This is a genomic window from Hydrogenophaga palleronii NBRC 102513 (assembly GCF_001571225.1).
Classification (GTDB): Bacteria; Pseudomonadota; Gammaproteobacteria; order Burkholderiales; family Burkholderiaceae_C; genus Hydrogenophaga; species Hydrogenophaga palleronii.
The window spans coordinates 326657-352490 of sequence record NZ_BCTJ01000001.1; the positions used below are offsets into that span (position 1 = coordinate 326657).

A 25834-nucleotide genomic window follows, 5' to 3' on the forward strand; every position below is an offset into this window, starting at 1 on the left:
TTTGTCCGGTTACTTCCAGTCCATCCTGCAGGGCGCCCTCCTCACGGTGGGCGTGTCCCTGGCAGCGCTGGTCGTGGCCGTGCTGCTGGGCCTGCTCGGCGCAGCGGCCAAGCTCTCGGGACGCCGCGTGCCGGTGGCTCTGGCCACGGCCTACACCACGCTGGTGCGTGGCGTTCCCGAACTGGTGCTGATGCTGCTGATCTTCTACGGCGGCGCCATCGGCCTGAACCACCTGCTGGCGTCCATGGGCAGCAAGTCCTCGGTGGACATCAACCCCTTCATTGCCGGCACGCTGACCATCGGCTTCATCTACGGCGCGTACATGACCGAGACCTTCCGTGGCGCCATCCTGTCGATCCCCAAGGGTCAGATGGAAGCCGCCTGGGCCTTCGGCATGGGTCCGCTGCGCACCTTCCTGCGCATCACCGCGCCACAGATGGTGCGCTACGCCCTGCCCGGCTTCACCAACAACTGGCTGGTGCTGATCAAGGCCACCGCGCTGGTGAGCCTCATCGGCCTGAAAGACATGACCTACCTGGCCAAACAGGCCAGCGCGGCCACGCGTGAGCCCTTCACCTTCTTCCTGTTTGCGGCGGCCCTGTTCCTGATCTACACCAGCGTTTCCCTGTGGGCGCTGCGCTGGCTGGAAAGGCGCTACAGCATGGGCGTGAAACGCGCCCGCACCTGAAGCACCGCCATGAAATGGGACATCATCTTCCAGCCCAACAACCTCGCCCTGTACGGCGAGGGGCTGGTCACCACCGCCTGGCTGCTGCTGTCCTCGCTCGGCATCGGCGCGGTGCTGGCGCTGGTGTTTGCGCTCGCGCTCACCAGCTCCATCGCACCGCTGCGCTGGATCGTCGGCGCCTACACCTATGTGATCCGCGGCACGCCGCTGCTGATCCAGCTCTACCTCATCTACTACGGCCTGGCCCAGCTCGACTGGATCCAGGCGCGCTGGAACGACGTCTGGCCCTGGACGCATTTCAAGGAACCATTCTTCTGCGCCTTGCTCGCCTTCAGCCTGAACACCGCCGGCTACACCGCGGAAATGCTGGCCGGTGCGATCCGCGAGACCGCGGCGGGCGAAATCGAAGCCGCCCAGGCCATGGGCATGAGCCGCGGCATGGCAATGCGCCGCATCGTGCTGCCCAGCGCCATGCGCCGCACCCTGCCGGCCTACAGCAACGAGGTGGTGATGATGCTGCACGCCACCAGCCTCGCGAGCACCGTGCCGGCCATGCTGGACGTGACCTCGGCCGCCAGCCGCATCTACTCCGACTACTACCTGCCGTTCGAGGCCTACCTGTTCGCCGCCGGCATCTACCTCACCATCACCTTCAGCCTGGTCGGCCTGTTCAAGCTGGCCGAGCGCCGTTTCCTGGCCCATCTGGCGCCACGCAGCGGGCACTGATGCCCTTTGCCCAAGACGCGCCCGCACCGCCATGCCACGCACCGAATACCCCTTGTTGAGCCCGAGCCTGGGGAGCCAGAAGACCCTGGTCGGTTTTCACTACGGCACACCGGGCGCGCGGCCCAAGGTCTACATTCAGGCCAGCCTGCACGCAGAGGAACTGCCGGGCATGCTGGTGGCGCACCACCTGCGTGAGCAGCTGCAGGCCGCCGAACAGGCCGGCCGGCTGCGTGGCGAGGTGGTGCTGGTGCCCGCGGCCAACCCGATCGGCCTGGCCCAGCGCGTGAACCACAAGGCCGCCGGCCGCTTCGAGTTCGACACGGCGCAGAACTTCAACCGCCACTACCCCGATCTGGCCGCCGCGGTGCGCGACGAAGCCCTGCCCCGGCTGGGCGCCGACGCTGCAGCCAACGTGGCCACGGTGCGTGAACTGGTCGGGCGCTGGCTGCGCCAGTGGCAACCGGCGAGCGAGCTGGAAAGCCTGCGCCGCCAGCTGCTGCTGCTGTCGCACGACGCCGACCTGGTGCTCGACCTGCACTGCGACATGGAAGCCGTGCTGCACCTCTACAGCGAAGACAGCTGCTGGGCACCGTTTGAACCGCTGGCCCGGCTGCTGGGTTGCCAGGCCGTGCTGCTGGCGCACGAATCGGGTGGCGGGCCGTTTGACGAACGCCTCTCGGGCCTGTGGTGGCAACTGGCCGCCGCGTTGCGCGCCGCCGGCAGCCAGGCCCCGCTGCCACAGGGCTGCGCCAGCACCACCGTGGAGCTGCGCGGCGAGGCCGACGTGGGCCACGCGCATGCAGGCGACGATGCCCGGGCCATCGTGCAGTTCCTCGAACACGTGGGCGCGCTCGCCTGCACCACCCCACCCAGCCTGCCGCCCATGGCCTGCGAGCCGACGCCGCTGTCGGGCTCGCAGACCCTGCACACCGGCGCGCCTGGCGTGCTGGTGTTCCTGGCGCGCCCTGGCGACCGCGTGGCCGTGGGCGACGTGGTGGCCGAGGTGATCGACCCCACCGCCGCCGGCCACGCCCGTGTGCACGAGGTGCGCGCCGAAGTGGCCGGCGTGCTCTACGCCACCGTGCGCGAGCGTTACGTCGTCACCGGCGGCGAAATCGGCAAGATCGCCGGCGCCATGCCGTTTCGCACCGGCGACCTGCTGGGCGCCTGACACCCCTTCACCGGCACCACACATGACCGCAGAACCCACCACCACCCGCCCCACCGGCCGCCCGCTGCTGGAGGTGCAGGACATCCACAAACGCTTCGGCAACAACGAGGTGCTCAAGGGCGTCTCGCTGCAGGCCAACGCCGGCGACGTGATCAGCCTGATCGGCAGCTCCGGCTCCGGCAAGAGCACGCTGCTGCGCTGCATCAACCTGCTGGAGAACCCGAACAGCGGGCGCATCGTGCTCGGCGGCGAAGAGCTGCAGCTCAAGCCCGACCGCCAAGGCGAGCTGCGCGCGGTGAACGCCGCCCAGTTGCAACGCCTGCGCACCAAGCTGGCCATGGTGTTCCAGCACTTCAACCTCTGGGCCCACATGACGGTGCTGCAGAACATCATCGAGGCGCCGGTGCACGTGCTCGGCATCCCGAAAGACCAGGCGGTAGAGACCGCGCGGCGTTACCTGGAACGTGTGGGCCTGCGCGGCGTGGAAGACCGCTACCCCTCGCACATGAGCGGCGGCCAACAACAGCGCGTGGCGATTGCGCGTGCGCTGGCGGTCGAGCCCGATGTGATGCTGTTCGACGAACCCACCAGCGCGCTCGACCCCGAACTGGTGGGCGAGGTGCTGCGCGTGATAAAGCTGCTGGCCGAAGAAGGCCGCACCATGCTGGTGGTGACGCACGAGATGGGCTTTGCGCGCGAGGTGTCGTCGCACCTGATCTTCCTGCACCAGGGCTGCATCGAAGAACAAGGCGTGCCGGCCGAGGTGCTGGCGCGGCCCAAGAGCGAACGCCTGTCGCAGTTCCTCTCGGGCAATCTCAAGTAAATCAAGCAGTCGGCCCGCCACCGCAGTGGCCGGCCGCGGCCCGACTCAGGGGCGGGCGGGCGGGCGCAGCTCCAGCGTCGAACGCCACTGCGCGGGTTTCATGGTCAGCACGCGGTAACGCACATCCACCCAGGTCTTGCTCATGTCGCGGTAGCGGCTGGAGAACACGTTGCCGCTCTGCCCGGTCTGGTAGATGAAGCGCGAGTTGTCCAGGTTGGCCAGGTCGTAGACCGCGCGCAGGCTGGCCGCGTGGCGGTTGGCGTACGGTGCGTCGGCCTTGTCCAGGTGGTACTGGCCGACGTTGACGGTGAACGGGTCTCCGCCGGTGGCCGCACGCACCTCGAACAGGCTGGTCAGCGGCTTCACGCTGCTCAAGGGGCGGTGGATGGAGATTGCGGGGTGCGCGTCGCCCCAGCGCCAGGCGGCCAGGTCGTCCCCATGCACCGCCTGCAGTTGCGTGAGCGCGGTGGTGAACGCCGCGCTGCTGGCGCTGGCGCAGCCGGCCTCACCACACCAGGCCTTGTCGTCACGCGCCAGGATGTCTTCCACCGCGTTGCGGAACAGGCGCTTGCCGTACATGGACTCGAAGCGCTCCTTGCCGAGCCGGCCGCCCACCACCTGGCGCGTGAAGACATCGACCCAGGCGGTGTAGATCAAAGGCGCCACGGCGTCGGCGCGCATCGCGCCCTTGAAGTCGCGCAGCGTGGCCTGGGCGGCGGCGGCCAGCGGATGGTCCGACCGGGCCTGTTGCAAGAAAGGCAACAGCTTCAGGGTGGCGGCCGATTGTTGATCGGCGTGCATCAGCTGGAACGAGTCCATCGAGTGCTGTGGCGTGGCGTCCAGCATGGCTTCGATGCGTTCGTAACGGTAGGGCGCGGCCCAGTCCTGCGTGAGGAAGTGGGGGTAATCCGCCGCGTGGATGCGCTGGTTGGCGGTGGCGATCCAGCCGCGCGCGCCATCGTCCTGCGGGGTTTCCTCGTAGGGCAACCAGCCCTGCCAGTCGTAACGCGTGTCCCAGCCGGGGGCCGGTGCCACGCCGCGGATGTCGTTGTCGGCGGCGCGCACCGGCACGCGGCCGGCGGTCTTGAAGGCGATGCGCCCGCTGCGGTCGGCCATCAGCACGCTCTGCATCGGCGCATGGAAATCGCGGAACGCCTCGGTCAGCTCGGCCACCGATTGCGCGCGGTTCGAGTTCAACGAGGCCACCACGTTGCGGCTGTCGCTGTCGAGCGCGCTCCAGCGCAGCGAGAGCACGAAGCGGCGCGTGTCGAGCACCTCGCCGTGGCGCGCCTGCGCGTCGCTGAGCACGGGGCCGTGGCGCGTGCTGCGCACCATGTGGCTCACGTCGGGCTCGCCTTTCACGCGGATGGTCTCCATGCGCAGGCCGAAGTTGGCCCAGGCCGGTTCGCTGCCTTGCGACGGCACGCGGTACTGCGCCGGGTTGGCCGGGTTGATCTGCTCCAGGTACAGGTCCTGCACATCGGGGCCGGTGTTGGTGAAACCCCAGGCCACCTGATCGGTGCGGCCGAGCACCACGAAGGGTGTGCCCGGCAGGGTGGCGCCGATCACGTCCATGCCCTTGACGCCATCGGCATCGGGCGCCTGCAGCCGCGCGAAGTACCAGATGGCGGGCGCGCTCAGGCCCAGGTGCGGGTCGTTGGCCAGCAGCGGCATGCCGGTGACGCTGCGCGCCCCGTTCACCACCCAGTTGTTGGAGCCCTTGCCTTCGATGTTGCCGAGCTCGTCGGCCCAGCGCTGCAGATCCGCGCCGATTTGCTGGCGCAGCGATGCCACCGGGTTGCCGGCCGCCTGCGGGTTGCTGGAGGTCGTGGTCGTGGTCTTGGTTTTGGCCCGGTAGATGCCGAGCTCAAGGTAAAGTTTGGCGAGGTCGGCGCTGGCCGCCGGTGTTTCGCCGGGGTACGGCGGGAACAGCTGCCACAGGGCCGGCGTGTCCAGCACCTCCAGCGCCGACAGCCGCGCGAATTCGTTGCCCCAGTTGCCGCCGAGGTCGAGCGCCATCATGAGCGACCAGGCCACGCTGTCGGCTGCATCCCAGTAACGCCCTGCCCTGGCGTCTTCGCGCGGGTCGATGCGCAGCAGCAGGAACTCCGGTGTGAGGGCCTGTTCGGAATCGGCAAAAAACGCGTTCACGCCATCGGCATAGGCTTGCACCGCGTCACGCGCTTCGGCCGGCAGGCCTTCGAGCTGGCGGCGCGCGGCGTCGCGCAGGCCGAGCGTGCGCATGAGCTTGTCGGTTTCCAGCGTGGCCGGGCCCAGCACCTCGGACAAGGTGCCGCGCATCACGCGCCGGTTGAATTCAAGTTGCCAGCCGCGCTCCTGCGCGTGCACATAGCCCATGGCCATCCAGGCGTCGCGCGGTTTGCTGGCAAGGATGTGCGTGACATCGCTGACGTCGCGGTGCACCTTCACCGGTGCCGACAGCCCCGCCACGTTGAGGCTGCCGTCCATTTTCGGCAGGCTGCGGAAGGCGTAGAAGGCCGCCAGTGCCGCGGCCGTGACCACCAGCAACGACAGCAGAACAAAGAGTCTTTTGATCCAGCGCACGAAGATGTCTCCGGTAAGTCTTGTTGTTGTCGTCATCGGTGGCCCGTTGCCGGCCACGGCCGCCTCGGCCCCTACTTCTGAATGCCGCCGGGTGCGATCAGCACCTGGCCATCGACCAGCCGGAAGCTGACCATGGGCGCGCTGAAATCGCTGAACGGCGCACCCATGGCGATCTCGCCATCGCTGTGCAGCAGGCACTCCTGGCGGCGCAGCGCGATCACGTTGTCACCGCCGGAAAAACGCACCCAGGTGCCGTAGCTGCTGATGTCTTCCAGCACGTAGTTGCCCGAGCGGATGTCGATGCTGGCGTGCATGCGCGACACGCGCGGGTCGCTCACCACGAAATCGGCTTCGGGCACACGGCCGATCTTCATCGGCAGGTCGGTCAGGCTGAAGGGTTGTGTGTTGTCGAGCCAGGACAGCTCGAAGCCGCCGTACACCGACTCGCGCACCGGGCTCAGCGCGTGCAGGTCGGCCGGCAGCGTGAGGAACTCGGACAGCATCTCCGGCTGCCATTCGATGCGGAACACCTCGCAGGGTTCGACCCGCCCCTTGATGCGCATCGGCCCCAGGCTGCGGCTGCGCACGCTGTGGCGCGGGCCGAGTTTGCGGATCACCGTGTCGGTGGCCATGATCTGCTCGGAGCCGGCGAGATCACTCAGGCGCGAGGCGACGTTGACCGCATCGCCGAAACAGTCCCCGTCGACCACCACGACCTGACCACGCGCCATGCCAATCTGCATCATGAGTTTGAGGCGGTCGGGCCACTGCATGACCCGTTTGGCGTGCTCCTGCTGGATCAGCACCATCGCGTCCACCGCGTTGCGGTTGTTGGCGAAGGACATCAACACGCCGTCGCCCAGCATCTTGACGACGGTGCCGCCATTCTCTGCGCCCATGGAGCCGATCCACTGGGTCAGCTTGGTCACCGCCTTGGTGGCACGGTCGTTACCCAGTGTTTCGAACACCGAGACGCTACCGGTCAAATCCACAAAAGCAATAGTCAGTTCGGCCATAGGAGAGAGTAAATATCCGCTGGATTACAACACACGGTCTTACAAATAACGGAGCACGCGCCCCGCCCGGGTTGCCGCGTGCGACAAGGGCCAGACAGGCAACTCAAAGCGGCTCAAAAACCCTTGAAAAACGTCGAGAGGCCGGCTGCGCCGCACCCGGGCGACACCATGAGATTGGACAGCGATCAGGCAATGAATGAATAGGCATTACAAGTCGAAGAAATCAGCTCAAAAATCGTCAGTAAACATATGATTTCTTTGTTGTTTTTTGACTGACTGGTAGATTTGACATTCACATTTCACAACATGCGACGTATTCTGTAGCCAATTAATACAACGTCGTTGAGGCCACTTCCATGCGTTGGTTCAAACCTGGTTTACGCAACAGCATTTCTGCACTACTCAGTCCCGAGACGCGCAAAGACTCGCCGGCCGCCCTGGCGCCGGTACGCGAAGCCATGTTGGAAGCCCTGGGAGAGGACGGCGCCAAGGCCAATCCCCAGCTCACGCGCAAGCTCAAGTACATGCACGACGCCCACGCACTCTGGTTTGCGCGCGCCGAAATGGTGGCGGTGCTGAGCCAGTTGCACGGCGAAGCCTTTGCGGTCAACCGTGTGCAGGCGCTCTCGCCGGTGTTCCACGGCCTGGTGCCCAAGAGTCTGGTGGACGCAGGCCGCGCACGCCGCTGACCGCCGGCGGCGCCAGCCATCCTCGGCGCTACCTCGGGGCCTCAGCCCCAGTAGATCAGGGCGTCACGCCCTTCCACCATCAGATCCACCTTGCGCCCCACGGGCAGCAACACCTTGGTCGCCACGTGGCCGAACGGCAGGCCGGTGAACACCGGCGTCTTGCTCTGCGTGCGCAACCAGTCCACCACGCTTTGCAGCTTGAAGCCGCGGTCGTAACCGGGCACCAGCTTGAAGTTGTTGAACGAGCCCAGCAACACTGCCTTCTGCTGGCCGATGATGCCGGCGTTGATCAGTTGCGCGAGCTGGCGCTCGATGCGGTACGGGTGCTCGTTGGTGTCTTCCAGGAACAGGATGCCGCCCTTGACGGTGGGCAGGTAGGGCGTGCCCACCAGGGAGCAGATCACGTTCAGGTTGCCGCCCCACAGCGTGGCATCTTTCAGCTTGAACACCGGCTCCTGGTCTGCCGACTTGCGCTTCATGCTCGCGAGGTCCGACACTGGCAGACGCCAGCCCGTGCCTTCGCCGTGGCCAACCAGCAGGTCGTCGAAGCAGGCTTCCATGATCTCGTCGGGCGCCTCGGCACCGAAGTCGGCGCCGAGTGCGGGGCCGGCCCAGGTGCTGGCGCCGGTCTTGGCCATCAGCGCCATCTGCAGCGCAGTGAAGTCGCTCAGGCCGACGAAGCGCGTGCCGCGTTCGATCGCCTTGGCCAGCGGCTTGAACGGCAGTTGCCCCAGGATGCGCGTGAGGCCGTAACCACCGCGTGAGATCAGCGCCACGTCGGCACCACTGGCGGCGGCACGGCCGATGGCGGCCACGCGTGTGGCGTCGTCGCCAGCAAAACGCTGGTGGCTGCTCAGCGCGCTCTCGTCGATCTCCACCTCATGGCCCAGCGCCTTGAGCCGCGCCACGCCGCGTTTGAACGCAGCCTTGTCGCGCACCGCACTCGAGGGCGAATAGATGTAGATATGGCTGTGGTCGTGGTTGTGGCTGCAGCCGTGGCTGCAGTGGTGAGCGTTGCTCATGGTGGTGTGCTTGCAGGCAAAAGGGGTTGATTATCCAGGGCGCACGGCAGCGAAATGCCGCACCGCGGCTTCGGCGATGGTTGCGCCGTGTTCGGGCACGAAATGACCGGCCTGCGGCAGGCGCAGCGGTTCGGGGGCATTGCGGATCACCGCGTGCAGGGCGTTCATGACCGGCTCGCCCAACACAGGGTCTTGCAGGCCGACGGCCATCAGGCTTTGGCCCGACCAGCGCTGCGACCAGAACTCGAGTGCTTCGCGACCCAGGGCGGCGCCCTCGTCGTCCGGCCGCTCCGGCACCATGGGCGGAAACGCGCGCAGTGCAGCGCGGTGGCCACGGTCTGGAAACGGCGCGTCGTAGGCGGCGCACTCCTCGGCGCTCATCTGCGGGTTGCCACGCGCGAACAGCCGCGGGATGTCGAAGCCCGGGTTCTGCGCGCACATCTTGCGCCAGGCCAGAAAACCGGGCGACAGCGGCTGCTCGCCGGTGGCCAGCAAGGTGTTCATCACCAGCAGGCCGCGGTAACGCTGCGGCGCAGCCATGGGCAGTGTGAGGCCGAGCAGCCCGCCCCAGTCCTGCACCACCAGCACCACGTTCTGCAGGTCCAGGCGCTCCACCAGTTCCAGCAGCACCTGCCGGTGCCAGTGAAAGCTGTGCGCGCCCTCCTTCTTGGGTTTGTCGCTGCGGCCGAAGCCGATCAGATCTGGCGCCACCACGCGCCCACCGCTGGCCAGGAACACCGGGATCATCTTGCGATACAGGTAACTCCAGGCCGGGTTGCCGTGCAGGCAGAGCCAGGTGACCGGCGCATCGCGCGGCCCTTCGTCCAGGTGGTGCAGGCGCAGGCCGTTCAAGGCCGGCAGGTCGCTGATGTAGTGCGGCGCCCACGGATAAGCCGGCAGGTTCTGGAACCGCGCGTCCGGCGTGCGCAGCGCGTCCTCGCGCAACGGGTGTGGATTGCCGCCGCGCCGTGCCTGGAAGAAACCACGCAACAGCTCGGCGCCCTCCCCGGCCAGCACACCGCCCAGCACCTGCGTCTGGTGGTTGAGTTGCGTGTGCGCGAACAGGTCCAGCACCGAGCCGGCCGCGCCGGTCTTGGGGTCGGCCGCGCCGAACACCACTCGCGCCAGCCGCGCGTGCAGCATGGCGCCGCTGCACATGGCACAGGGTTCCAGCGTCACGTAGAGCGAACAGCCGTCGAGCCGGTAGTTGCCCAGCGCCCGTGCGGCGGCGCGCAGAGCCACGATCTCGGCGTGGGCGGTGGGGTCGTGGCCGTCCACCGGTGCGTTGCGGCCGGTTGCCAGCACCACGCCGTCTTTCACCACCACGGCCCCCACCGGCACCTCACCCGCTTCGCCCGCAGCACGCGCCTCGGCCAAGGCCAGGCGCATGAAGTGGGCGTCGTCGGGTGCGGGTGGGCGGGGCATGCGGCGAGTGTAGGCCAGCGCCTGTGGCCTCTGGCATGATCGCGGGTTGCCCGCTGACCCCATGCCACACGCCCCGACACGCCGCTGGGAGCTCGACGCCCTGCGCGGCCTGATGCTCGTCCTGATGACCCTGACCCACATGCCAACGAGCTTCTCGTTGCCATCGGGCCAGCCGTTCGGCTTCGTCTCCGCGGCCGAGGGTTTTGTGTTCCTGTCCGCCTTCATGGCTGCGCATGTGTACGGCCGCCGGGCCCGGCGCGACGGCGTGGACGCGATGCAGACCGCGTTCCATCAGCGCGCCTTCAAGCTCTACCTGTGTCAGCTCGGCCTGCTGCTGCTGGCCTTCACCCTGATCGCTTGGCTGGGTGTGCTCAACCGGCAAGGCGGTGTCACCGGCCTGCTGGAGTTCTTTTTCATCGACCCGGCCGCGGCCGTGGCCGGCGCCGTGCTGCTGCTGCACAAACCGCCTTTGCTCGACATCCTGCCGCTGTACATCGCGCTGATGCTGCTCAGCCCCTGGCTGATGCGCCATGCCATGCGGCACGGCTGGCAGGGCATCCTGGCGCTCAGCGGCCTGCTCTGGCTGGGCGAACAATGGGGCCTGGGCGAGTTGCTGTACGGGCTGGTGGTCAGCGCCACCGGCCTGCCCATTGCCTACCGCGATACCGGTGCTTTCCACTGGCTGGCCTGGCAGGCGCTGTGGGTGGTGGGCCTTGCGCTCGGTGCGCGGCAGCAGCCCTTGCCGCGCCTGCCCTGTTGGATCGTCGCGCCCGCCGCGCTGTATGCGCTGGGCATGCTGGTCTGGCGCCACGTCGCCGGCCAGGCCCCTCTGCCCTGGCTGCCGGCGGTGGGCCTGCTGCTCGACAAGTGGGCGCTGGGTCCGATGCGGGTGCTCAACTTCGCCAGTGTGTTCGTGGTGCTGGTGACGGCCGGGCCCTGGCTGGTGCGCACGCTGCCGCGTCCACGCGCACTGGAACTGTTGGGCCGGCATGCGCTGCCGGTGTTCTGCGCCCACATCGTGATCGCCCTCTTCACGCTCGCCTTCTTCGGTTCGACCCAGGTGCAGCGGCCCTGGACCACCGACGTGGTGCTGCTGGTCGCCGCTTTCGCCGGCCTGTTCGGCGTGGCCATGGCACTTGACACACAGGCGCGTGGTGGCCGGCCACTGCGGCTGTTCTGGCACAACCGCCCGCGGGCGTTCTGACGCCCGACCCGCGCGCGGGGGCACTGCCAGCCCACGCCGGACCGCCGGCCGCGATGGGTTACCTTCGCAGGTCGACCCCCACCCGCAAGCCCTTCTCCCGATTGCATCCGACGACAACACCCCGATGAGCCAGGACAACCGCCAGTGGGAACTGGACGCCATGCGCGGCCTGATGCTCGTGCTGATGACGCTGACCCACCTGCCGACGCGACTCGCCAGCCCGTTCGGCCAGCCGCTGGGCTATGTGTCTGCGGCCGAAGGCTTCGTGCTGCTCTCGGCCTACATGGCCGGCCGGGTGTACGCCGGCAAGGCGCGCACGCAGGGTGCGGAGGCGATGAAGACCGCGTTCTTCAACCGCGCCCTCAAGCTCTACGCCTGCCAGCTGGCGCTGCTGCTGTTTGCCTTCACCGCCATCGCCGGCCTCGGCCTGGCGCTGCGCGAAGGCGCGGTGACCGACCTGTTGTCCTTTTTCCTCGAACGGCCCGTCGTCGCCATGGCCAGCGCCGGCCTGTTGCTGTACAGCCCGGCCTTGCTCGACATCCTGCCGATCTACATCATCTTCATGCTGGTGAGCCCGCTGATCCTGCTGCACGTGGAGGCTCACGGCTGGGCCGGCGTGATGGGCCTGAGCCTGCTGCTGTGGTTCGGCGCCCAGTTCGGCCTGGGCCCGGCGCTGTACCAGTTCGCCAATGGCTGGTTTGACATGCCGCTGCGTTACCAGGACATGGGCGCGTTCGAAATCCTGGCCTGGCAGTTCCTCTGGGTCATGGGCCTGTGGATGGGCGAGCAGCACAGCGCGCCGGGCCACCAGCCCACCCGCTTCCCGCGCTGGTTGCTGCGTGTGGCGTTGCTGTTTGCGCTCGCCGCCCTCTTCTGGCGCCACGCGGTCGGCCAGTCGCCGATGCCGGCAGGCTCGGCGATCAACCTGATGTTCGACAAGTGGCATCTCGGCCCCTTGCGCCTGATCAACCTGCTGGCCCTGCTCGCGCTGGTAATGTATTTCGCGCCCTGGCTCAAGGCCCATCTGCCGCGCTGGCGGCCGCTGGAAACCCTGGGCAAAGCCGCCCTGCCGGTGTTCTGCGCCCACCTGGTGGTGGCCTTGCTGGCGCTGGCGATGTTCGGCGCCACGAACCCGGACCGGCCCTGGTCGGTGGACCTGCTGATCCTGTTCGTGGCTTTCTACGCGCTGTGGGCCGTGGCCCGGGTGTCGGTGGCGCACGACCGGCGCGTGGCCCAGCGGCGGCGGCAGGCGCGGCCGGCAGCGCCGACGCGCCTCAGCCCTTGATGTGCTGGGCGATGATGCGCTGCCAGATGGCGTAACCGTCGGCGTTGAGGTGCAGGCGATCACCCAGGAACAGTTCCGGACGCGGCTGCCCCTGCGCATCGAGCATGGCGGAGAAGATGTCGATGAAGTCGAGCTGCGGCTCGGTGGTGCTGTAGGCCTGGATCAGCGCGTTGGTCTCCTTCACCGCCGCCATCATGCCGGCGCGTGAGGGGCTGGGCTTGATGGAGACGAAGGCGATGCGCGCCTCGGGCAAGGCCGCCTTCACCGCCTGCACGAAGGCGGCGAAGCGCTCGGCCACCTGCTGTGGCGTGGCGCCTTCGGACAGGTCGTTCTCACCCGCGTACACCACCACCTGGCGTGGTTGGTAGGGCAGCACCAGCCGGTCGACCAGCTTCACGCAGTCCAGCAGCTGCGAGCCACCGAAACCGCGCTTGATCACCACCGGCTGTCCGGAGAAGCTGGTTTCCAGGTCGTTCCAGAGCCGGATCGACGAACTGCCCACGAACACCACGCCACCGGCCTGCGGGGCTTGGCGCTGGTCGGCGGCGGCAAATGCCTCGAAGCTGGCGCTCCAGCGGGGGTCGATCGCGGCCAGCTGCACCGGCGCCGCAGCGGGCGCCACCGCCGCAACGGGGCTGGGCGCTGCGGCTACGATGGCGGCCGTGCTGCCGTCGGCCGACGCCGCGGCATGCAGCCCCAGGCCCAGCAGAACGGCCAGCGCCAGCTGGCGGGAGCGTGCGTGAGGCGATCGGAAAGAGGTGTATGGCACGGTGTTCATCGGGGGGGGGAAGAGGTCTGTGGACCCGCGCCCGGCGCGGGAAGTTCACAGCCGCCAAGTGTAAATATCCGTTTCCGGCGCGTCCACGCGCATGGAGCCGATCCGTTGTATGCGGGCCTCAGGCGGGGCCGCCGCCCGTCAGCCCGAGGCGGCGCATCCAGCCGGCCAGGGCTTGTTCGTCGGCATTGCCGGCGTCGTAGTGCGACAGCATGCTGGCGTGTGATTCCGGGCGGTGCTGGTTGAGCTTGACCTTGCACTGCAGCGCGGTCACGCGCAGCTCGAAGGCGGTGATGCCCTGCATCAGCCGGTGCTGGAACTCCATGTCCAGCGCGCGCCATTGCTCGGCATAGGCCGGGTCGTGGTCGTGAATGAGGTGCTTGAGCAGGCGGTCCTTGTCGTCGAAGCTGTCGACAAAGCGCGCCTCCACGGTGGCCTGCACCGCCAGGTAGTTCCAGGTCGGCACGCGCGCCAGGTCGGGGTAGACGCGTGGCGTCATGTAGGCGTGCGGCCCGAGAAAACTCACCACCGCCTTCGGCCGCGCGCGCAGGTAGCGCCCGTGCGGGTTGGGCCGCGCGCAATGGCCGAGCAGGGTCAGCGTGCCGTCGCCTTCCTCCAGCAGGTGCAGCGGCAGCTGCGTCACGAAGGGCAGGCCTTCGTCGTCGGTGGAGATCAGGCTGGCGAACGGGTGGGCGCGCATCAACTCAAGCGCGATGGCAGGGTCTTTGGCCGTGAACTGGGGAGGCAGGTACATGCACCGCATCATGCCGATGGCGCAAGGCCCGCGCCAGCCCGGGGATACGCGCAGGTTGCGCTGATTCAGTCGGGCGCGGTACCGGGCACCACCAGCACGTCGTTTTCGGCGATCTCGAGCGCGCGCTGCGCCGCGCTGCCCAGCAGCAGGCCCAGCACACCACCACGCTGCCGCGTGCCCAGCACCACTAGGTCGGCCGGGTTGGCCTGGCCGTGGTGGTGCAGCAGCAGGCCGACGTCACCATGCTCCAGCCAGGTGCGCAAGCTTTGCGCCACCTCGGCCGGCAGCTCGCAGGAACGGATGAAGGCCTCGGCCTCGCGCTCGGCGCGGGCCAGGCCGTCGGCCCGCACCTGCGCCGGGTCCACCCCGCCGATGGCGGGATAGGGGTTGTCGAAGGCGTGGAACAGCGTGAGCGTGGCGCCGGGAAACAAGGCTGCCGCCGTGCGCAGGCTGTGGCGCGAGGCGGGTGAAAAATCGCTCGCGACCACCACCTGGCGGTAACTCTCGCGCGCCCGGTTGCGCACCACCAGCAGCGGCACGGGCGAACGGCGCGCCAGTGCATCGACGGTGGAACCCAGCACCACGCGGCTGAGCGCCTCGTTGCGCGCCACGCCGGTGACGATCAACCCGCTGCCTTCGGCGGCGGCCACCGTCAACACGGTGTCGGTCACGGCGCCCTGCTCCACGCGGGGCACCAGCGGCAACGCGCCCTCGCCCGCCAGGTCGGCACGCAGGCGGCGTTCGGCCAGGGCGCGGCGCGAGGTGCCGGCGGCCTCGCCCGAGGCGCGCGCCAGCACCGCCAGGCGCGACTCGACCGGCTCGGGCTCGACCACGGTGAGCGCGAGCAACTGGGCCTGCCAGTCGCGTGCCAGCAGCACCGCGCGGTCCAGGGCGCGGTCGCTGCGGCTGCTGAGGTCGGTGGCCAGCAGGATGTGGGCGGGTGTGGTGATGGTGCTCAATCGTCTGTCCTTTCACGAAAGCTAACGTGGCCAACCCCGGGAGAGTGGCGTGCGGCGCGCAAGTTCCAGGCGCAGGCACTGTGCGGCGCCCGAAGCGCGCGCGGTTTGATCTGCGTCAAAGGCGCGTGGCCTTCAGCTGCCCGGCCGGGCCGCGCGGTACAGCGCGCGCACCAGGTCCGACTGCGTGATGATGCCGGCCAGGCGCCGGTCGGCGTCGATGATGGGAATGTGGTGGTGGCCGCCTTCGGAGAACAGCGGCACCAGTTCGATCAGGTGGCGGTTCACGCTGGCCACGCGCACCTCGCGCGTCATGATCTGGCCGACCACCTCGGGCTTGTCGGAGTGCAGCGTGCCGCTGCGGCGCACCAGGTTGCGCAGGCGCTGCGCGATGCCGTCGTGCCGGTCCAGTTCGGCGTGGCGCATGAAATCGGCCACGGTCACGATGCCGACGATGCGCTGCGCCCGGTCCACCACCGGCAGCGCCTTGATGCGCCGCTGCCGCATCAGCGCCCAGGCTTCGTGCAACGGCGTGCCGAAGGACACGGCCAGCGGGTCGCGGCTCATGATGTCGCCGCAGCGCAGGTTGCCGAAGTTGCGCTCGTAGGCGGCCGACTCGGCGTGGTGCAGCAGCGCCTCCAGGTCGTCGCGGCTCACGTCCAGCACCTGGTTGTAGTGGGCCAGCGCGGCGTCCAGGTCGGCAGCGCTGAAGCGCGCCGGCTCACCCGCCGGCCGCAACTGCGTGTGCGGGTAAGGCCGGCCGGTCAGGCTGTTGTAGAGCACACCCGCCAGCACCAGCAGCACGGAATTGGCCAGCATGGGAAACAGCGCAAACTGGAAACTGGTGGCGCTCATCGCGGTCAACAGTGCGGTGGCACCGCCCGGCGGGTGCAGGCAGCGCAGCGCGAACATGAGCGCAATCGCTACCCCCACCGCCAGCGCCGCGGCCCAAGCCGGATCGGGCAGCAGCATGGCGCAGGCCGCACCCACCAGGGCCGACAGCGTATTGCCGCCCACCACCGACCAGGGCTGAGCCAAGGGGCTGGCCGGCACGGCGAACACCAGCACTGCGCTCGCGCCCAGGGGCGCCACCAGCCAGGGCCCGAGCGCACCCGCGCCGGCCCACCAGCGGCTCAACAAGGCGGCGAACAGAATGCCCAGACTGGCCCCGGCGGCGCTGCGCCAGCGTTCGCGTGCATCGACGCGCACCGGCGCGGGCCAGAAGGCGCGCAGAAAACGCGTCACGCCGGAGGCACTTGGGGGCAATGGCTCGCCTTCGAGGCTCAATCAAGGTCTCCGCAGGGGTTCATGGGTTGCGTGGCAAGGCCGGGGCGCGCTGCAGCCGGGCGTTTCATTCTAGGTGCCTGCCTCGCCCGCAGCGCCGGCCTTGTGTGCGCTGACGCACCGGGGAAAGCCCTTGCTTCTGGCTTGCGCATCGCGCGCTCAAACTGCGATGATGGCCGCACATGGCCGTACTGCTGCACCACCCCGCGTTTGAAAGCCTGCTGCTGCCCGCCCTGCTGTCGTGGCTGGGCGTGTGGCTGCTGCTGCGACTGGCCGGCCCGCGCTGGGCCGTGCTGGGTGGTGTGGCCGCGCTGTTGCTGGCCCTGGCCGTGATGCCCGGCTACGTGTGGCCGGCCACTGCTCGCGCCGCCAAGCTGCCCTGGGCGGTGCTGGCCGCTGCCTTGCTGGCGGCCCTTGCCCACAGGCAGGGCTGGCACCAAAGCAGCACGGGACGGCTTGGCCTGTGGGGCGCAGCCGCACTGCTCTGGGCCGCCGTGCAGGTCTGGCTCGGTGGGCCGCCGTGGCCCACCATGGCGCTTGGCGTACTGGCTGGTGCTTCGCTGCTGGCCCTGTTGCTGCTGCCTGCGAACCGTGGCCGCGGCGTGGTGCCGTCTGCCATCACCGTGATCCTCCTTCTCGCCATGGCCGCGCTAGCGGGCACCGGCGGCTCGCTGCTGCTGGCGCAGCTGGTCTTGCTGGCAGCCAGTGCAGGCGCGGTGCCGGGCCTGTGGGCCTGGTGGCGGCCGGCGTCTGGCCTGCAGGTGCCGCGCGCGGCGCTGCTGCCCTTTGCCATCGCCGGCCTGGTGGTGGCCGCCTCGTTGCCCACGCTGTCGAACCCCGGTGCCGCCGCGGCGGACGCGGGCGCCGACGACGCCTATTACGCCCCTCAGTGGAAGTGAGCAGCCCATGCGCCGACCGGCCCAGGAACGCGCGATGACCCACACCCTGCCCGCGCACGCCAGGCCCGCCGCCGCACCCGAAGCCGACGCACCGGACAGCGACATTCCCGCCGACTGGCCCGCGCTGTGGCAACAGATGCTGCAGGCGCGCACCGCCACCGGACGGGAGCACCACAGCAACCGCGCGCCGGGCGCGCTGCGCTGGGCCGATGGCTTGGGCTGGCAGCCCGGCATGGCCTGCAGCGAACGCAGCGCGGCGCTGTTCACGCTCTACAAACCCTTGCTCGACGCGCGCCACAGCACGCGCCTGGCGCCCTGGGTGGTGGCCCAGCTCGGCCAGAGCCTGGACGGTTTCGTGGCCACCGCCACCGGCGACTCCTACTACGTCAACGGCCCGCACGGCCTGCTGCACCTGCACCGGCTGCGCGCCTTGTGCGACGCGGTGCTGGTGGGCGCGGGCACCGTCGCCATCGACAACCCGCAGCTCACCACGCGGCGCGTGCCGGGCCCGCAACCGGTGCGCGTGGTGGTGGACCCGGGCTTGCGGCTGGACGGCCGCTCGCGCGTGTTCAGCGACGCCCAGGCACCCTCGCTGTGGCTGTGCGACGCGCGGCACGCCAGCGCCGCGCGCGAACGGCTGGACGCCAACGGCCACCGTGAACGGGGCCCGCACCCGGCCGAGGTGTTGGCGGTGCCCGGCCTGCTGGACGACGAAGATGCCCGCCGGGGCTACCGGCCCGAACGTGCGGTCGCCGCGCTGGCGCAGCGCGGCCTGCGCCAGCTGTTCGTGGAAGGTGGCGGCACCACGGTGTCGCGCTTCTTCGGCGCGGGTGCGCTGGACCGGCTGCACCTGGTGGTGGCGCCGGTGCTGATCGGCCACGGCCGGCGCGGCCTGTGCGTGCCCGCGCACGACGTCATGGCCGACTGCCCGCGCCCACCCACGCGCACGCTGGCGCTGGGCGAAGACGTGCTCTGGGATCTGGACCTGAGTGCGCGCCGCCAGCTGCGCTGAGCGGTTTCGCTGCCGTCAGCGCGGCAAGGCCAGCAGATCCACATGGCCGACCCGCACCGCGCCGTGCGCGGCATGGGCCAGGCGCCGCTCGCGCCAGGCCAGCACCTCGGCGGCATGGGCCGGCTGCTGTTCGGCCGCGGCGCTGGCCATGCCTTCAATGAGCGCGGCCATCAAGGCTGAACCTGCACCGCCGTCACCCGGCACGCGCCAGTCGCTGCTCGCGGTGAACACGCGGTAACCATGGGCAAGCAAGGCGGCCTGCAGGCTTGGCACCGCCTGCGCGCCCAGGGCCGGGCCGAAACCTTTGTCGCGCCGCTGGTGGGCGGCGAAGCGCGCGCCGACGCTGGCGTCCAGCGGGTCGCGTGGTGTCCAGGCGTGTTCGCCGTCCACGCTGAGCGTGAACAGCAGGGCCACGCGCGCATCCACCGCCAGCCGCACCAGGCGCTGCAGCCAGGCCTCGCTGACCAGATCGAGCAGCGCCGAGGCCGTGACCAGCCCGGCCGCGTGCCAGGGCAAGGCTTCGAGGTTCGCGGCCAGATCGACCTGCTGGCGTTGCACCGTGGCCTTGAAGCCCGGCCCATCAAGCTTCAGCGGATGGTGCAGCGCCTTGCGCGCCGGCGCGAGGCCCAGGCGTTCGGGCCAGCGCTGCAGCAGCGCGGCGTCGTGGTCCACCACCAGCCATTCCTGCGCACCACTCAGCCGCGGCGCCAACCAGCGCAGATTGGCGCCGGTGCCGCAGGCCAGGTCGATCACGCGCCAGGGGGCGGGTGGCGTGGGCCGCCAGGCCTGCAGCCGCGCCAGCAGGCGCAGCCGCTCGGCGGCGTGCTCGCGTGCCCGTGCGTCGAACGGCTCGCGCTGCGCCAGCCACTCGGCGCTGAAGCCTTCGGCGGTGGAAGGCGCTGTGCTCATGCGTGCAATGCCTCCAGCAGGGCCGCAAACCGCGCGGCCTGCTGCGGCCAGCCCGGCAGCGCCGCGGCGGCGGTGCGGGCACCCTCGGCCAGGCGCTCGCGCAAGGCCGCGTCACCCAGCACCTGCGCCAGCGCGCCCTGCAGTGCGGCCACGTTGCCGGCGCGCACCTGCAGGCCGGCACCGGAGGGCAAGGTGTGGGCCAGCGCACCGCCGTCGGTGGTGACCACCGGCAGGCCCTGCGCCACCGCCTCGGCCACCACCATGCCGTAACCCTCGTACAGGGAAGGCAACACGAACACGTCGGCCGACGCGTAGTGCGCGGGCAGCGCCGTGCCGGGCACCTCGCCATGCCAGTGCACGCGCGTGCCCAGTGGTTCGGCCAGCGTGCGCAGGCCGGCGCTGGTGGCGGGGTCGCGCTCGGTGCTGCCCACCAGGTGCAGCTCCCAGGGCAGGTGCAGCAGCCCGGCCAGGGCCTGCAGCAGCACCGCGTGGCCCTTGCGCGGCGTGAGCGTGGCCACGCACAACAGGCGCAGTGGCGCACCGGCCTGCCGCAGCCGGCGCACTTGCGCGACCGCGTCGGTGCCAGGCTCCACCACCGCGATGCGCGCGGCCGGCACCCCCATGGCGGCGACATCGGCCAGCGTACTGCGGCTGGTCACCACCACCTGCTGCGCCAGCGCCAGCGCCGCGCTTTCGGCGCTGCGCAGTTCCTGCCGTTCGGCCTCCGTCAGGCCGGTTTCCAGGTGCAGCGGGTGGTGCACCAGGGCGAGCCAGCGCAGGCGCTGGGCGTGTGGCCGCACCACCGCGGCCAGGCAGGCAAAGGCCAGGCCGTCGGCGACCACGCGGGTGCCGTCGGGCAGTGCGGCAATGTGTGCGGCGGCGTCGTCGAGATCGCTCTCGTCCGGCCAGGGCCAGGCACCCGTCAGCACGTGGGGCGTGACGCACCAGCCGGCCTCGCGCAGGGCCAGGCCCAGGCGGCGGTCGTAGGTGTAGCCGCCGGTGGGCGTGTGCCAGTCGCCGGGCAGCAGGAAGTGGCAGTGGCGCGGTGCGCTCATCGTTCAGTCCGGCATTCAGTCCGGCAGACGGCCTTCGTACGAGGCCCAGGCCACATGCGATTCGTGCAGCGTCACCTTGAGGCTCTGCAGCCCCGGCGCGTCGGCGCTGGGCAGGGCCTGGGCACCGAGCGCGCCTTCGGCAATGCGCGCGGCGATGTGCTCGAAGATCACGCGCGCCAGAAACTCGGTGGTGGTGTTGACGCCCTTGAAGTCGGGCATCTCGTCCAGGTTCTGGAAGTTGAGCACCGCCAGCGTGTCGCGCAGCACCTGGGTGGCCAGGCCGATGTCGACCACGATGCCGTCGCTGTCCAGCGCCCCGCGGCGCAGCTCCAGGTCCACCACGTAGGTGGCGCCGTGCATGCGCTGCGCGGGGCCGAACACCGCGCCCTGGAAACTGTGGGCGATCATGAAATGGTCTCTGACGTTGACGGCGTACATGGTGATGGTCTCAGCGAAGTGGGGTTGGGTAATCGATGCGATGGCACAGCACGTCCGGGGCGCCGCTGCCCGCCAGGCGCTCCAGCACCTGCGGCAGTTCGTGGAACGGCGCGCTGTGGGTGATCAGGCGGTCCAGCACCGGGTCGACCAGCATGGACAGTGCCAGTGCCAGCCGCTGGCGGTGGCTCCAGCGTGCGCGCTGGCGTGCGGCTACGTGACCGACCTGCGAGCTCTTGAGCGTGAGGCGCTGCGAATGAAAGGCCTCGCCCAGCGGCACGTTCACCGCACGGTTGCCGTACCAGCTGAGTTCGATCACCGTGGCCTCGAAGGCCGCCAGGCGCAAGGCGGTGGCCAGGCCGGCGGCCTGCGCGCTGGTGTGGAACACCAGCTGGGCACCCGGCTCGGCCTGTTCGGGCAATGCGAAGCGGGCACCGAGCGCCTGCGCCATCTCGGCGCGCGCCGGGTTCGTGTCCACCACCTGCACCGTGCTCTCGGGCAGGCGGCCGGCGAGCCAGGCCACCAGTAGGCCCAGCGTGCCGCCGCCCACCACCGCAAAACGGTCACCCGGGTTGGGTGCGGCATCCCACAGCGCGTTGAGCGCGGTCTCGAGCTGCGCCGCCAGCACGGCGCGCGCGACCGGCACGCCGGCTGGCAGCGGCAACACCGCCTCGGCCGGCACCTGAAAAAACGTCTGGTGCGGGTGCAGGCAGAACACCTGCTGGCCCAGCAACCCGGCCGGCCCGGCCTCGACCACACCCACCGCCACGTAACCGTATTTCACCGGCCCGGGAAACTCACCGGCCTGGAACGGCGCACGCATGCGCTCCGCTTCGCTCGCCGGCACCTCGCCACGGAACACCAGGCCCTCGGTGCCACGGCTCACGCCGCTGTGCAGCGTGCGCACGCGCACCCAGCCGTCGGGCAGCGGCGGCAGGGTTTCTTCCCGGAGCTCGGCCTGGCCGGGGGCCACCACCCAGCAAGCCGACGCGGGCACGGAAGCGGAAGGGTCGGAAGCAAAAGCCATGAACGAATGTGTGGAAGTGGTGTCGGAACGGTAGAGCGTGCCATGATCGCCGAGAACCGCCCCCGTGGTGCTGCCCAGCCGCGAAACGAGACCGCCCTCACCGCACATGCGCCCATGAAAGCCGTCCGCCCGCCCCCTCTGGCTCCCGATGCCGCGCCGGCCCAGGCCCAGGGCGGCGCGGGTGCAGCCAGCACGCTGCGGCAACACACCGCGCGCGTGCTGCTGGCAGTGGGTGTGCTGGTGGCGGTGCTGGCCGTGGCCTCGGGCACCGCATTCGGCCTGGGCCTGGACCACGCCGCCAAGGCCTTGCTGGCCTACGGCCTGGGCGCCAGCCTGGTCTGGCGCGGCCTCGCCACCCACCCGCATGCCCGCTTCGGGCCGGCCAACGGCGTCACCCTGCTGCGGCTGGCCTCGGTGGCCCTGCTCGCCGCACTGGTGGGCGAGCCCCTGCCCCGCCCGCCGCTGGCCGGCATGCCCGAGGTGGCCTGGTCGCTGGTGCTGATCGCCACCGTCACCGCCCTGTGTGACGCGGTGGACGGTGCGCTGGCCCGCCGCAGCGGCCTGGCCAGCGCCTTCGGCGCGCGTTTCGACATGGAGACCGACGCCGCCTTCACCCTGGTGCTGTGCGCCCTGGTGCTGCAGGCCGGACAGGCCGGCCCCTGGGTGCTGGCCTCGGGCCTGATGCGGTATGCCTTCGTGGCAGCGGCACGCGTCTGGCCCTGGCTGGACGGCGCGCTGCCTCCGAGCAAGCGCCGCCAGACCGTCTGCGTGGTGCAGATCACCACCCTCATCGCCTGCCTCGGCCCCATCGTGCCGCCGCCGCTGGCAGCCGGGCTGGCGGCCGCCAGCCTCGCCCTGTTGACCCTCTCGTTCGCCATCGACGTGCGGACCCTGGCGCGGCAGCGCCCCACCCCAACGGAGACCTGAGCCATGCGCACTGCTTTCCTGCTCCCCCTGGCGCTGAGCGCCCAGCTGCTGGCCCTCGCGCCCGCGCAGGCCCAGGCCGCGAAATACGAACTCGACCCCGACCACATCAGCATCGGTTTCCTGGTCGACCACATCGGTTACGCCAAGGTGCTGGGCATGTTCCGCTCGGCGCGCGGCAGCTACCGCTTCGACGAGGCCACGGCCACGCTGACGGAGGTGCGCATCGAAGTGGAGACCGCCAGCGTGTTCAGCAACCAGCGCAAGCGCGACGAACACCTGAAGGGGCCGGACTTCCTCAACAGCGGCGAGTTTCCGCGCATGGTGTTCACCGCCAGTAGCGCCAAACGCACCAGCGATCGCCAGTTTGAAATCCAGGGCCAGCTGGAGCTGCTGGGCAAAAGCCAGCCGCTCACCCTGCAGGCCACCTGGAACAAGAGCGCCGAATCGCCCATGGGCGGCCCGCTGCGCAAGCCCTATGTGATGGGCGTGTCGGCGCGTGGCAGCTTCAAGCGCAGCGCCTACGGCATGGCTTACGGCGTGGGCAATGGCTGGGTTGGCGACGAGGTGCCGCTGATCATCGAGTTCGAAGCGGTGCGCCAGTGAGCATGCGGCCCGCAACGGCGGCGCACCCACCTTGAGCCGAGCCACCCTGCCCCAGCCGGCACCCACGCGGCGCGAACCGCCGCTGGCCGGCTGGCTGCTGCGCTTCGGGCTGGCGTTCGGGCTGCTCAACACACTGTGGACTTTCGAGAACCGCTGGCCGGGTTTCGGCGTGGCCTACATGCCGCGCCTGTCGTTTGAACTCTGCCTGGCGGTGGCGGCGCTCACAGCGTGGGTCGCCTGGCGCGGTGCGCTGTCGAAGCGCGCACACCATGTGCTGAGCGGCCTGTTCGTGGCCCTGGTGCTGGTGCGTTATGCCAACGTGACCGCGCCCGCGGTGCTAGGGCGCCCGGTCAACCTGTACTGGGACGGCCGCCACGCCGCCCAGCTGCTGCGTGTGGCCGTGCACGACCTGCCGGGCTGGCAGCGGTTGGCCGCGTTGCTGGCGCTGCTGCTGGGCACCGCCCTGCTGTGGTGGCTGGTCCTCAGTGCCATCCGTTGCCTGGCGCAGGCCGCGAGCTGGCCACGCCCGCGGCCCTGGTTGTGGCTGGGCACGGCAGCGCTCGCGCTGAGTTTTGTCGCCTACGTGCCGGGCCAGCGCGACACTCGCTGGTTCTTCTCCTTGCCGCTGGCGCCCACCCTGCTGCACCAGGGCCAGCTGCTGGCGCGGGTGTGGTGGCCGGGCTCGGCGGTGGCGGTGCTCGGCACCGGCCCGGCGTTCGACGGCGACCTCTCCGGCCTGCGCACGGCACAAGGGCCCGTCGACGTGTTGCTGGTGTTTGCCGAGTCCTACGGCATGGCCAGTTTCGACCGGCCCGAGCAGGCCGAGGCCCTGGCCGCACCACGCGCGGCGCTGGCCCAGGCCATCGCGGCCGGCGGGCGCCATGTGGTCTCGGGGCGGGTGAATGCGCCGACCTTTGGCGGTGCGTCCTGGTTGTCTCATGCCAGCCTGCTGGCCGGCCTGGACATCCAGGACCCGGCCGCACACGACCTGCTGCTGACCAGCGAACGGCCCACACTGGTGCGGCACTTTGCGCGCCACGGCTACCGCACGGTGGGCTGGATGCCGGGCCTCAAACGGCCCTGGCCCGAAGGCGCCTTCTACGGTTTTGACCGGCTGGCGGACGATGCCGGCATCGGCTACAGCGGGCCCGACTTCGGCTACTGGCGCATTCCCGACCAGGCCTCCATGGCCTTGCTGCATGCGCAGGAATTGCAGCGCGGAGAAGGCCGTGCTTCACACATGCCGAGGTTCGTGGTGTTCGCCACCACCAGCACCCACGCGCCCTTCCACCCGCTCGCCCCGTTCAGCAGCGACTGGACACGCCTGCTGGGCCCCCAGGCCTACAGCGCGGCGCAGGCCGAGGCAGCGCTGGCCGCGCCGCGTGCGCTGCAGCAGCCGGTGCCGCTGTACCTGGAGAGCCAACGTTACCAATACGCCTGGTGGACCGATTACCTGCGGCAGCTCGCGCCGCACCCGCTGGTGATGGTGGTGGTGGGTGACCACCAGCCAGCCGCCCTGGTGAGTGGCCAGGGCGCGACCTGGGACGTGCCGGTGCACGTGGTGAGCGACGACCCCGCCCTGCTGCAGCGTCTGCTCGGCAACGGCTTCGTGCCGGGCATCACACCGCCAGCGCACTGCGTGGGGCCGATGCACCAGCTGACCCGGGTGCTGCTGCACGCCTTCGACAGCTCCGATGGCCACAGCGGCCCGCCGATGGAACACGCCGGCCTGCCGGCATCAAGCCCGGTGCAGGGCGGCGGCTCATGAGGGCGGGCAACGCCAGGCGTGCACGTCGCCCGAAGGCGCGTTCTGCGGCAAGGCCTGCAGCCAGGCGCACATCGCCACCGCGTCTTCGCCCTCGGGCCGCAGCAGGCGCTGCCGTTCGCCCAGCGAGACGGCGTAGCGGTAGGCACCCGCGCCGGCCTGCGACTCCAGCCGTTCGACGCAGCCCAGCGCCACGTCGCGCACCGCCGGCACGAACTCGAACGACAACGCCGGCAGCGGCTGGCTCAGGCCGAGCAGCACCTCCAGCTCGAAACCTTCGACGTCGATCTTCACGAAGTCGGGCACGCCGTGTTGTGCGATCAGTGCGTCCAGTGTGTTCACTGACACCAGTGGCCCGTGCTGCCAGCGCACGCGGCGAAACGCGGGGTCGGCACCGGCGCGTCGCACGAAGTCGTCGGACAGCGTGGCCACAGTGGGCGTGCGCGGGCTGGCCAGCAGGCGGGCCTGGCCGACCGCGCGGCCCAGTGCCTGCGGCAACACGGTGACTTGTGCGTCGCCGCCGAAACGCTTCTGCAGACGCTGGACGAACACCGGCTGCGGCTCCAGCGCAACCACGCGCGCACCGAGCTGGCGAAACGCCGCCACGCGGTTGCCCTCGTGCGCGCCGACATCAAAGGCCAGGCCACCCACGGGCACAAAGCGGCGGTAGAAACGCCGCAACTGCGCCGCGCGCCAGGGAATGGCGCGGTAGACCAGCCAGGAGCGCCACACGCCCAGCCGCTGGTCCAGGCGCTGCCAGAAAGGGGTGTCGGGGTGCATGGCCGCATTGTGCGGCGCGGGCCGCACGCGGTTGCGGTG

General features: G+C 70.0%; 25 protein-coding genes. 12 read left to right on the forward strand and 13 right to left on the reverse strand.

Going from position 1 to position 25834, the window contains the following annotated elements; genetic code table 11:
* The first annotated feature begins 1 nt into the window (after position 1).
* The 4 genes from HPA01S_RS01490 to HPA01S_RS01505 are packed head-to-tail and all read left to right on the forward strand — an operon-like array spanning position 2 to position 3408.
* Positions 2–688: an ABC transporter permease gene (locus tag HPA01S_RS01490; RefSeq protein ID WP_084360378.1), complete on the forward strand. Its 687-nt coding sequence runs from the start codon at positions 2–4 to the stop codon at positions 686–688.
* Positions 689–697: 9 nt separating this feature from the next.
* Entirely contained in the window at positions 698–1414 is a 717-nt protein-coding gene (locus tag HPA01S_RS01495; protein WP_066265717.1) for an ABC transporter permease, read from the forward strand.
* 31 nt (positions 1415–1445) lie between these two features.
* Entirely contained in the window at positions 1446–2585 is a 1140-nt protein-coding gene (locus tag HPA01S_RS01500) for a succinylglutamate desuccinylase/aspartoacylase family protein (protein ID WP_066265719.1), read from the forward strand.
* Positions 2586–2607: 22 nt separating this feature from the next.
* Complete coding sequence (locus HPA01S_RS01505; protein WP_066265721.1) at positions 2608–3408, forward strand: ABC transporter ATP-binding protein; 801 nt, start codon at positions 2608–2610, stop codon at positions 3406–3408.
* 45 nt (positions 3409–3453) lie between these two features.
* On the opposite strand, the gene HPA01S_RS01510 is transcribed toward HPA01S_RS01505, so the two are convergent.
* Entirely contained in the window at positions 3454–5973 is a 2520-nt protein-coding gene (locus tag HPA01S_RS01510) for a penicillin acylase family protein (protein WP_066265724.1), read from the reverse strand.
* A 71-nt stretch (positions 5974–6044) separates the two neighbouring features.
* Positions 6045–6989 (reverse strand): adenylate/guanylate cyclase domain-containing protein, encoded by a 945-nt coding sequence (locus HPA01S_RS01515; protein ID WP_066265725.1) that lies wholly within the window; start codon positions 6987–6989, stop codon positions 6045–6047.
* 458 nt (positions 6990–7447) lie between these two features.
* On the opposite strand from HPA01S_RS01515, the gene HPA01S_RS01520 reads away from it, so the two are divergent.
* Positions 7448–7678 (forward strand): hypothetical protein, encoded by a 231-nt coding sequence (locus HPA01S_RS01520; protein ID WP_066265728.1) that lies wholly within the window; start codon positions 7448–7450, stop codon positions 7676–7678.
* Positions 7679–7719: 41 nt separating this feature from the next.
* Here HPA01S_RS01520 and HPA01S_RS01525 read toward each other — a convergent pair whose 3' ends face one another.
* Positions 7720–8700 carry an LD-carboxypeptidase gene (locus HPA01S_RS01525; protein ID WP_066265730.1) on the reverse strand — a complete coding sequence of 327 codons (981 nt, stop codon included), beginning with the start codon at positions 8698–8700 and terminating at the stop codon, positions 7720–7722.
* A 30-nt stretch (positions 8701–8730) separates the two neighbouring features.
* Complete coding sequence (gene tadA, locus HPA01S_RS01530; protein WP_066265733.1) at positions 8731–10125, reverse strand: tRNA adenosine(34) deaminase TadA; 1395 nt, start codon at positions 10123–10125, stop codon at positions 8731–8733.
* 61 nt (positions 10126–10186) lie between these two features.
* Between tadA and opgC (HPA01S_RS01535) the strand changes: the two genes are divergently transcribed.
* Together opgC (HPA01S_RS01535) and opgC (HPA01S_RS01540) are read left to right on the forward strand one after the other, a co-directional pair.
* Positions 10187–11329, forward strand: coding sequence for an OpgC domain-containing protein (gene opgC / locus HPA01S_RS01535; protein WP_066265735.1), 1143 nt, complete (start codon positions 10187–10189; stop codon positions 11327–11329).
* A gap of 124 nt (positions 11330–11453) precedes the next feature.
* Positions 11454–12614 (forward strand): OpgC domain-containing protein, encoded by a 1161-nt coding sequence (gene opgC / locus HPA01S_RS01540; protein ID WP_066265738.1) that lies wholly within the window; start codon positions 11454–11456, stop codon positions 12612–12614.
* Here opgC (HPA01S_RS01540) and HPA01S_RS01545 read toward each other — a convergent pair.
* From HPA01S_RS01545 to HPA01S_RS01560, 4 genes are all read right to left on the reverse strand, one after another.
* The gene (locus tag HPA01S_RS01545) at positions 12604–13392 is read right to left on the reverse strand and encodes an SGNH/GDSL hydrolase family protein (RefSeq protein ID WP_084360379.1); all 789 of its coding nucleotides are present in this window, start codon (positions 13390–13392) and stop codon (positions 12604–12606) included. The two genes, opgC (HPA01S_RS01540) and HPA01S_RS01545, sit on opposite strands and share 11 nt — an antisense overlap.
* A 118-nt stretch (positions 13393–13510) precedes the next feature.
* On the reverse strand, positions 13511–14143 hold the full coding sequence (locus HPA01S_RS01550; protein WP_066266186.1) for an FMN-binding negative transcriptional regulator: 633 nt from the start codon (positions 14141–14143) through the stop codon (positions 13511–13513).
* A 65-nt stretch (positions 14144–14208) separates the two neighbouring features.
* Positions 14209–15102: a universal stress protein gene (locus tag HPA01S_RS01555; protein ID WP_066265740.1), complete on the reverse strand. Its 894-nt coding sequence runs from the start codon at positions 15100–15102 to the stop codon at positions 14209–14211.
* A 132-nt stretch (positions 15103–15234) separates the two neighbouring features.
* The gene (locus HPA01S_RS01560) at positions 15235–16386 is read right to left on the reverse strand and encodes an HPP family protein (RefSeq protein ID WP_066265741.1); all 1152 of its coding nucleotides are present in this window, start codon (positions 16384–16386) and stop codon (positions 15235–15237) included.
* Positions 16387–16565: 179 nt separating this feature from the next.
* On the opposite strand from HPA01S_RS01560, the gene HPA01S_RS01565 reads away from it, so the two are divergent.
* Positions 16566–17282, forward strand: a complete 717-nt coding sequence (locus tag HPA01S_RS01565; protein WP_066265742.1) for a hypothetical protein — start codon at positions 16566–16568, stop codon at positions 17280–17282.
* A gap of 34 nt (positions 17283–17316) precedes the next feature.
* Positions 17317–18294 (forward strand): RibD family protein, encoded by a 978-nt coding sequence (locus HPA01S_RS01570; protein WP_066265745.1) that lies wholly within the window; start codon positions 17317–17319, stop codon positions 18292–18294.
* Positions 18295–18309: 15 nt separating this feature from the next.
* Here HPA01S_RS01570 and HPA01S_RS01575 read toward each other — a convergent pair whose 3' ends face one another.
* Genes HPA01S_RS01575 through HPA01S_RS01590 form a run of 4 tightly spaced genes read right to left on the reverse strand, consistent with a single transcriptional unit; the run spans position 18310 to position 21720 of the window.
* Entirely contained in the window at positions 18310–19203 is an 894-nt protein-coding gene (locus tag HPA01S_RS01575; RefSeq protein ID WP_066265747.1) for a class I SAM-dependent methyltransferase, read from the reverse strand.
* Entirely contained in the window at positions 19200–20258 is a 1059-nt protein-coding gene (locus HPA01S_RS01580) for a glycosyltransferase family 4 protein (RefSeq protein ID WP_066265748.1), read from the reverse strand. Before HPA01S_RS01580 ends, HPA01S_RS01575 begins: the two co-directional genes overlap by 4 nt.
* A 15-nt stretch (positions 20259–20273) precedes the next feature.
* Positions 20274–20696: a 6-pyruvoyl trahydropterin synthase family protein gene (locus HPA01S_RS01585; protein ID WP_066265750.1), complete on the reverse strand. Its 423-nt coding sequence runs from the start codon at positions 20694–20696 to the stop codon at positions 20274–20276.
* Between the two features lie 10 nt (positions 20697–20706).
* Entirely contained in the window at positions 20707–21720 is a 1014-nt protein-coding gene (locus HPA01S_RS01590) for a zinc-dependent alcohol dehydrogenase (RefSeq protein ID WP_066265753.1), read from the reverse strand.
* Positions 21721–21834: 114 nt separating this feature from the next.
* On the opposite strand from HPA01S_RS01590, the gene HPA01S_RS01595 reads away from it, so the two are divergent.
* From HPA01S_RS01595 to HPA01S_RS01605, 3 genes are read left to right on the forward strand one after another with little or no spacing between them, the layout of a single operon-like run.
* On the forward strand, positions 21835–22647 hold the full coding sequence (locus HPA01S_RS01595) for a CDP-alcohol phosphatidyltransferase family protein (RefSeq protein ID WP_157084858.1): 813 nt from the start codon (positions 21835–21837) through the stop codon (positions 22645–22647).
* 3 nt (positions 22648–22650) lie between these two features.
* On the forward strand, positions 22651–23250 hold the full coding sequence (locus HPA01S_RS01600) for a YceI family protein (protein WP_066265755.1): 600 nt from the start codon (positions 22651–22653) through the stop codon (positions 23248–23250).
* Positions 23251–23281: 31 nt separating this feature from the next.
* Positions 23282–25018: an alkaline phosphatase family protein gene (locus tag HPA01S_RS01605; protein WP_066265756.1), complete on the forward strand. Its 1737-nt coding sequence runs from the start codon at positions 23282–23284 to the stop codon at positions 25016–25018.
* Here the strand turns inward: HPA01S_RS01605 and HPA01S_RS01610 are convergent.
* On the reverse strand, positions 25013–25795 hold the full coding sequence (locus HPA01S_RS01610) for an FkbM family methyltransferase (RefSeq protein WP_066266191.1): 783 nt from the start codon (positions 25793–25795) through the stop codon (positions 25013–25015). The two genes, HPA01S_RS01605 and HPA01S_RS01610, sit on opposite strands and share 6 nt — an antisense overlap.
* Between the last annotated feature and the right edge of the window lie 39 nt (positions 25796–25834).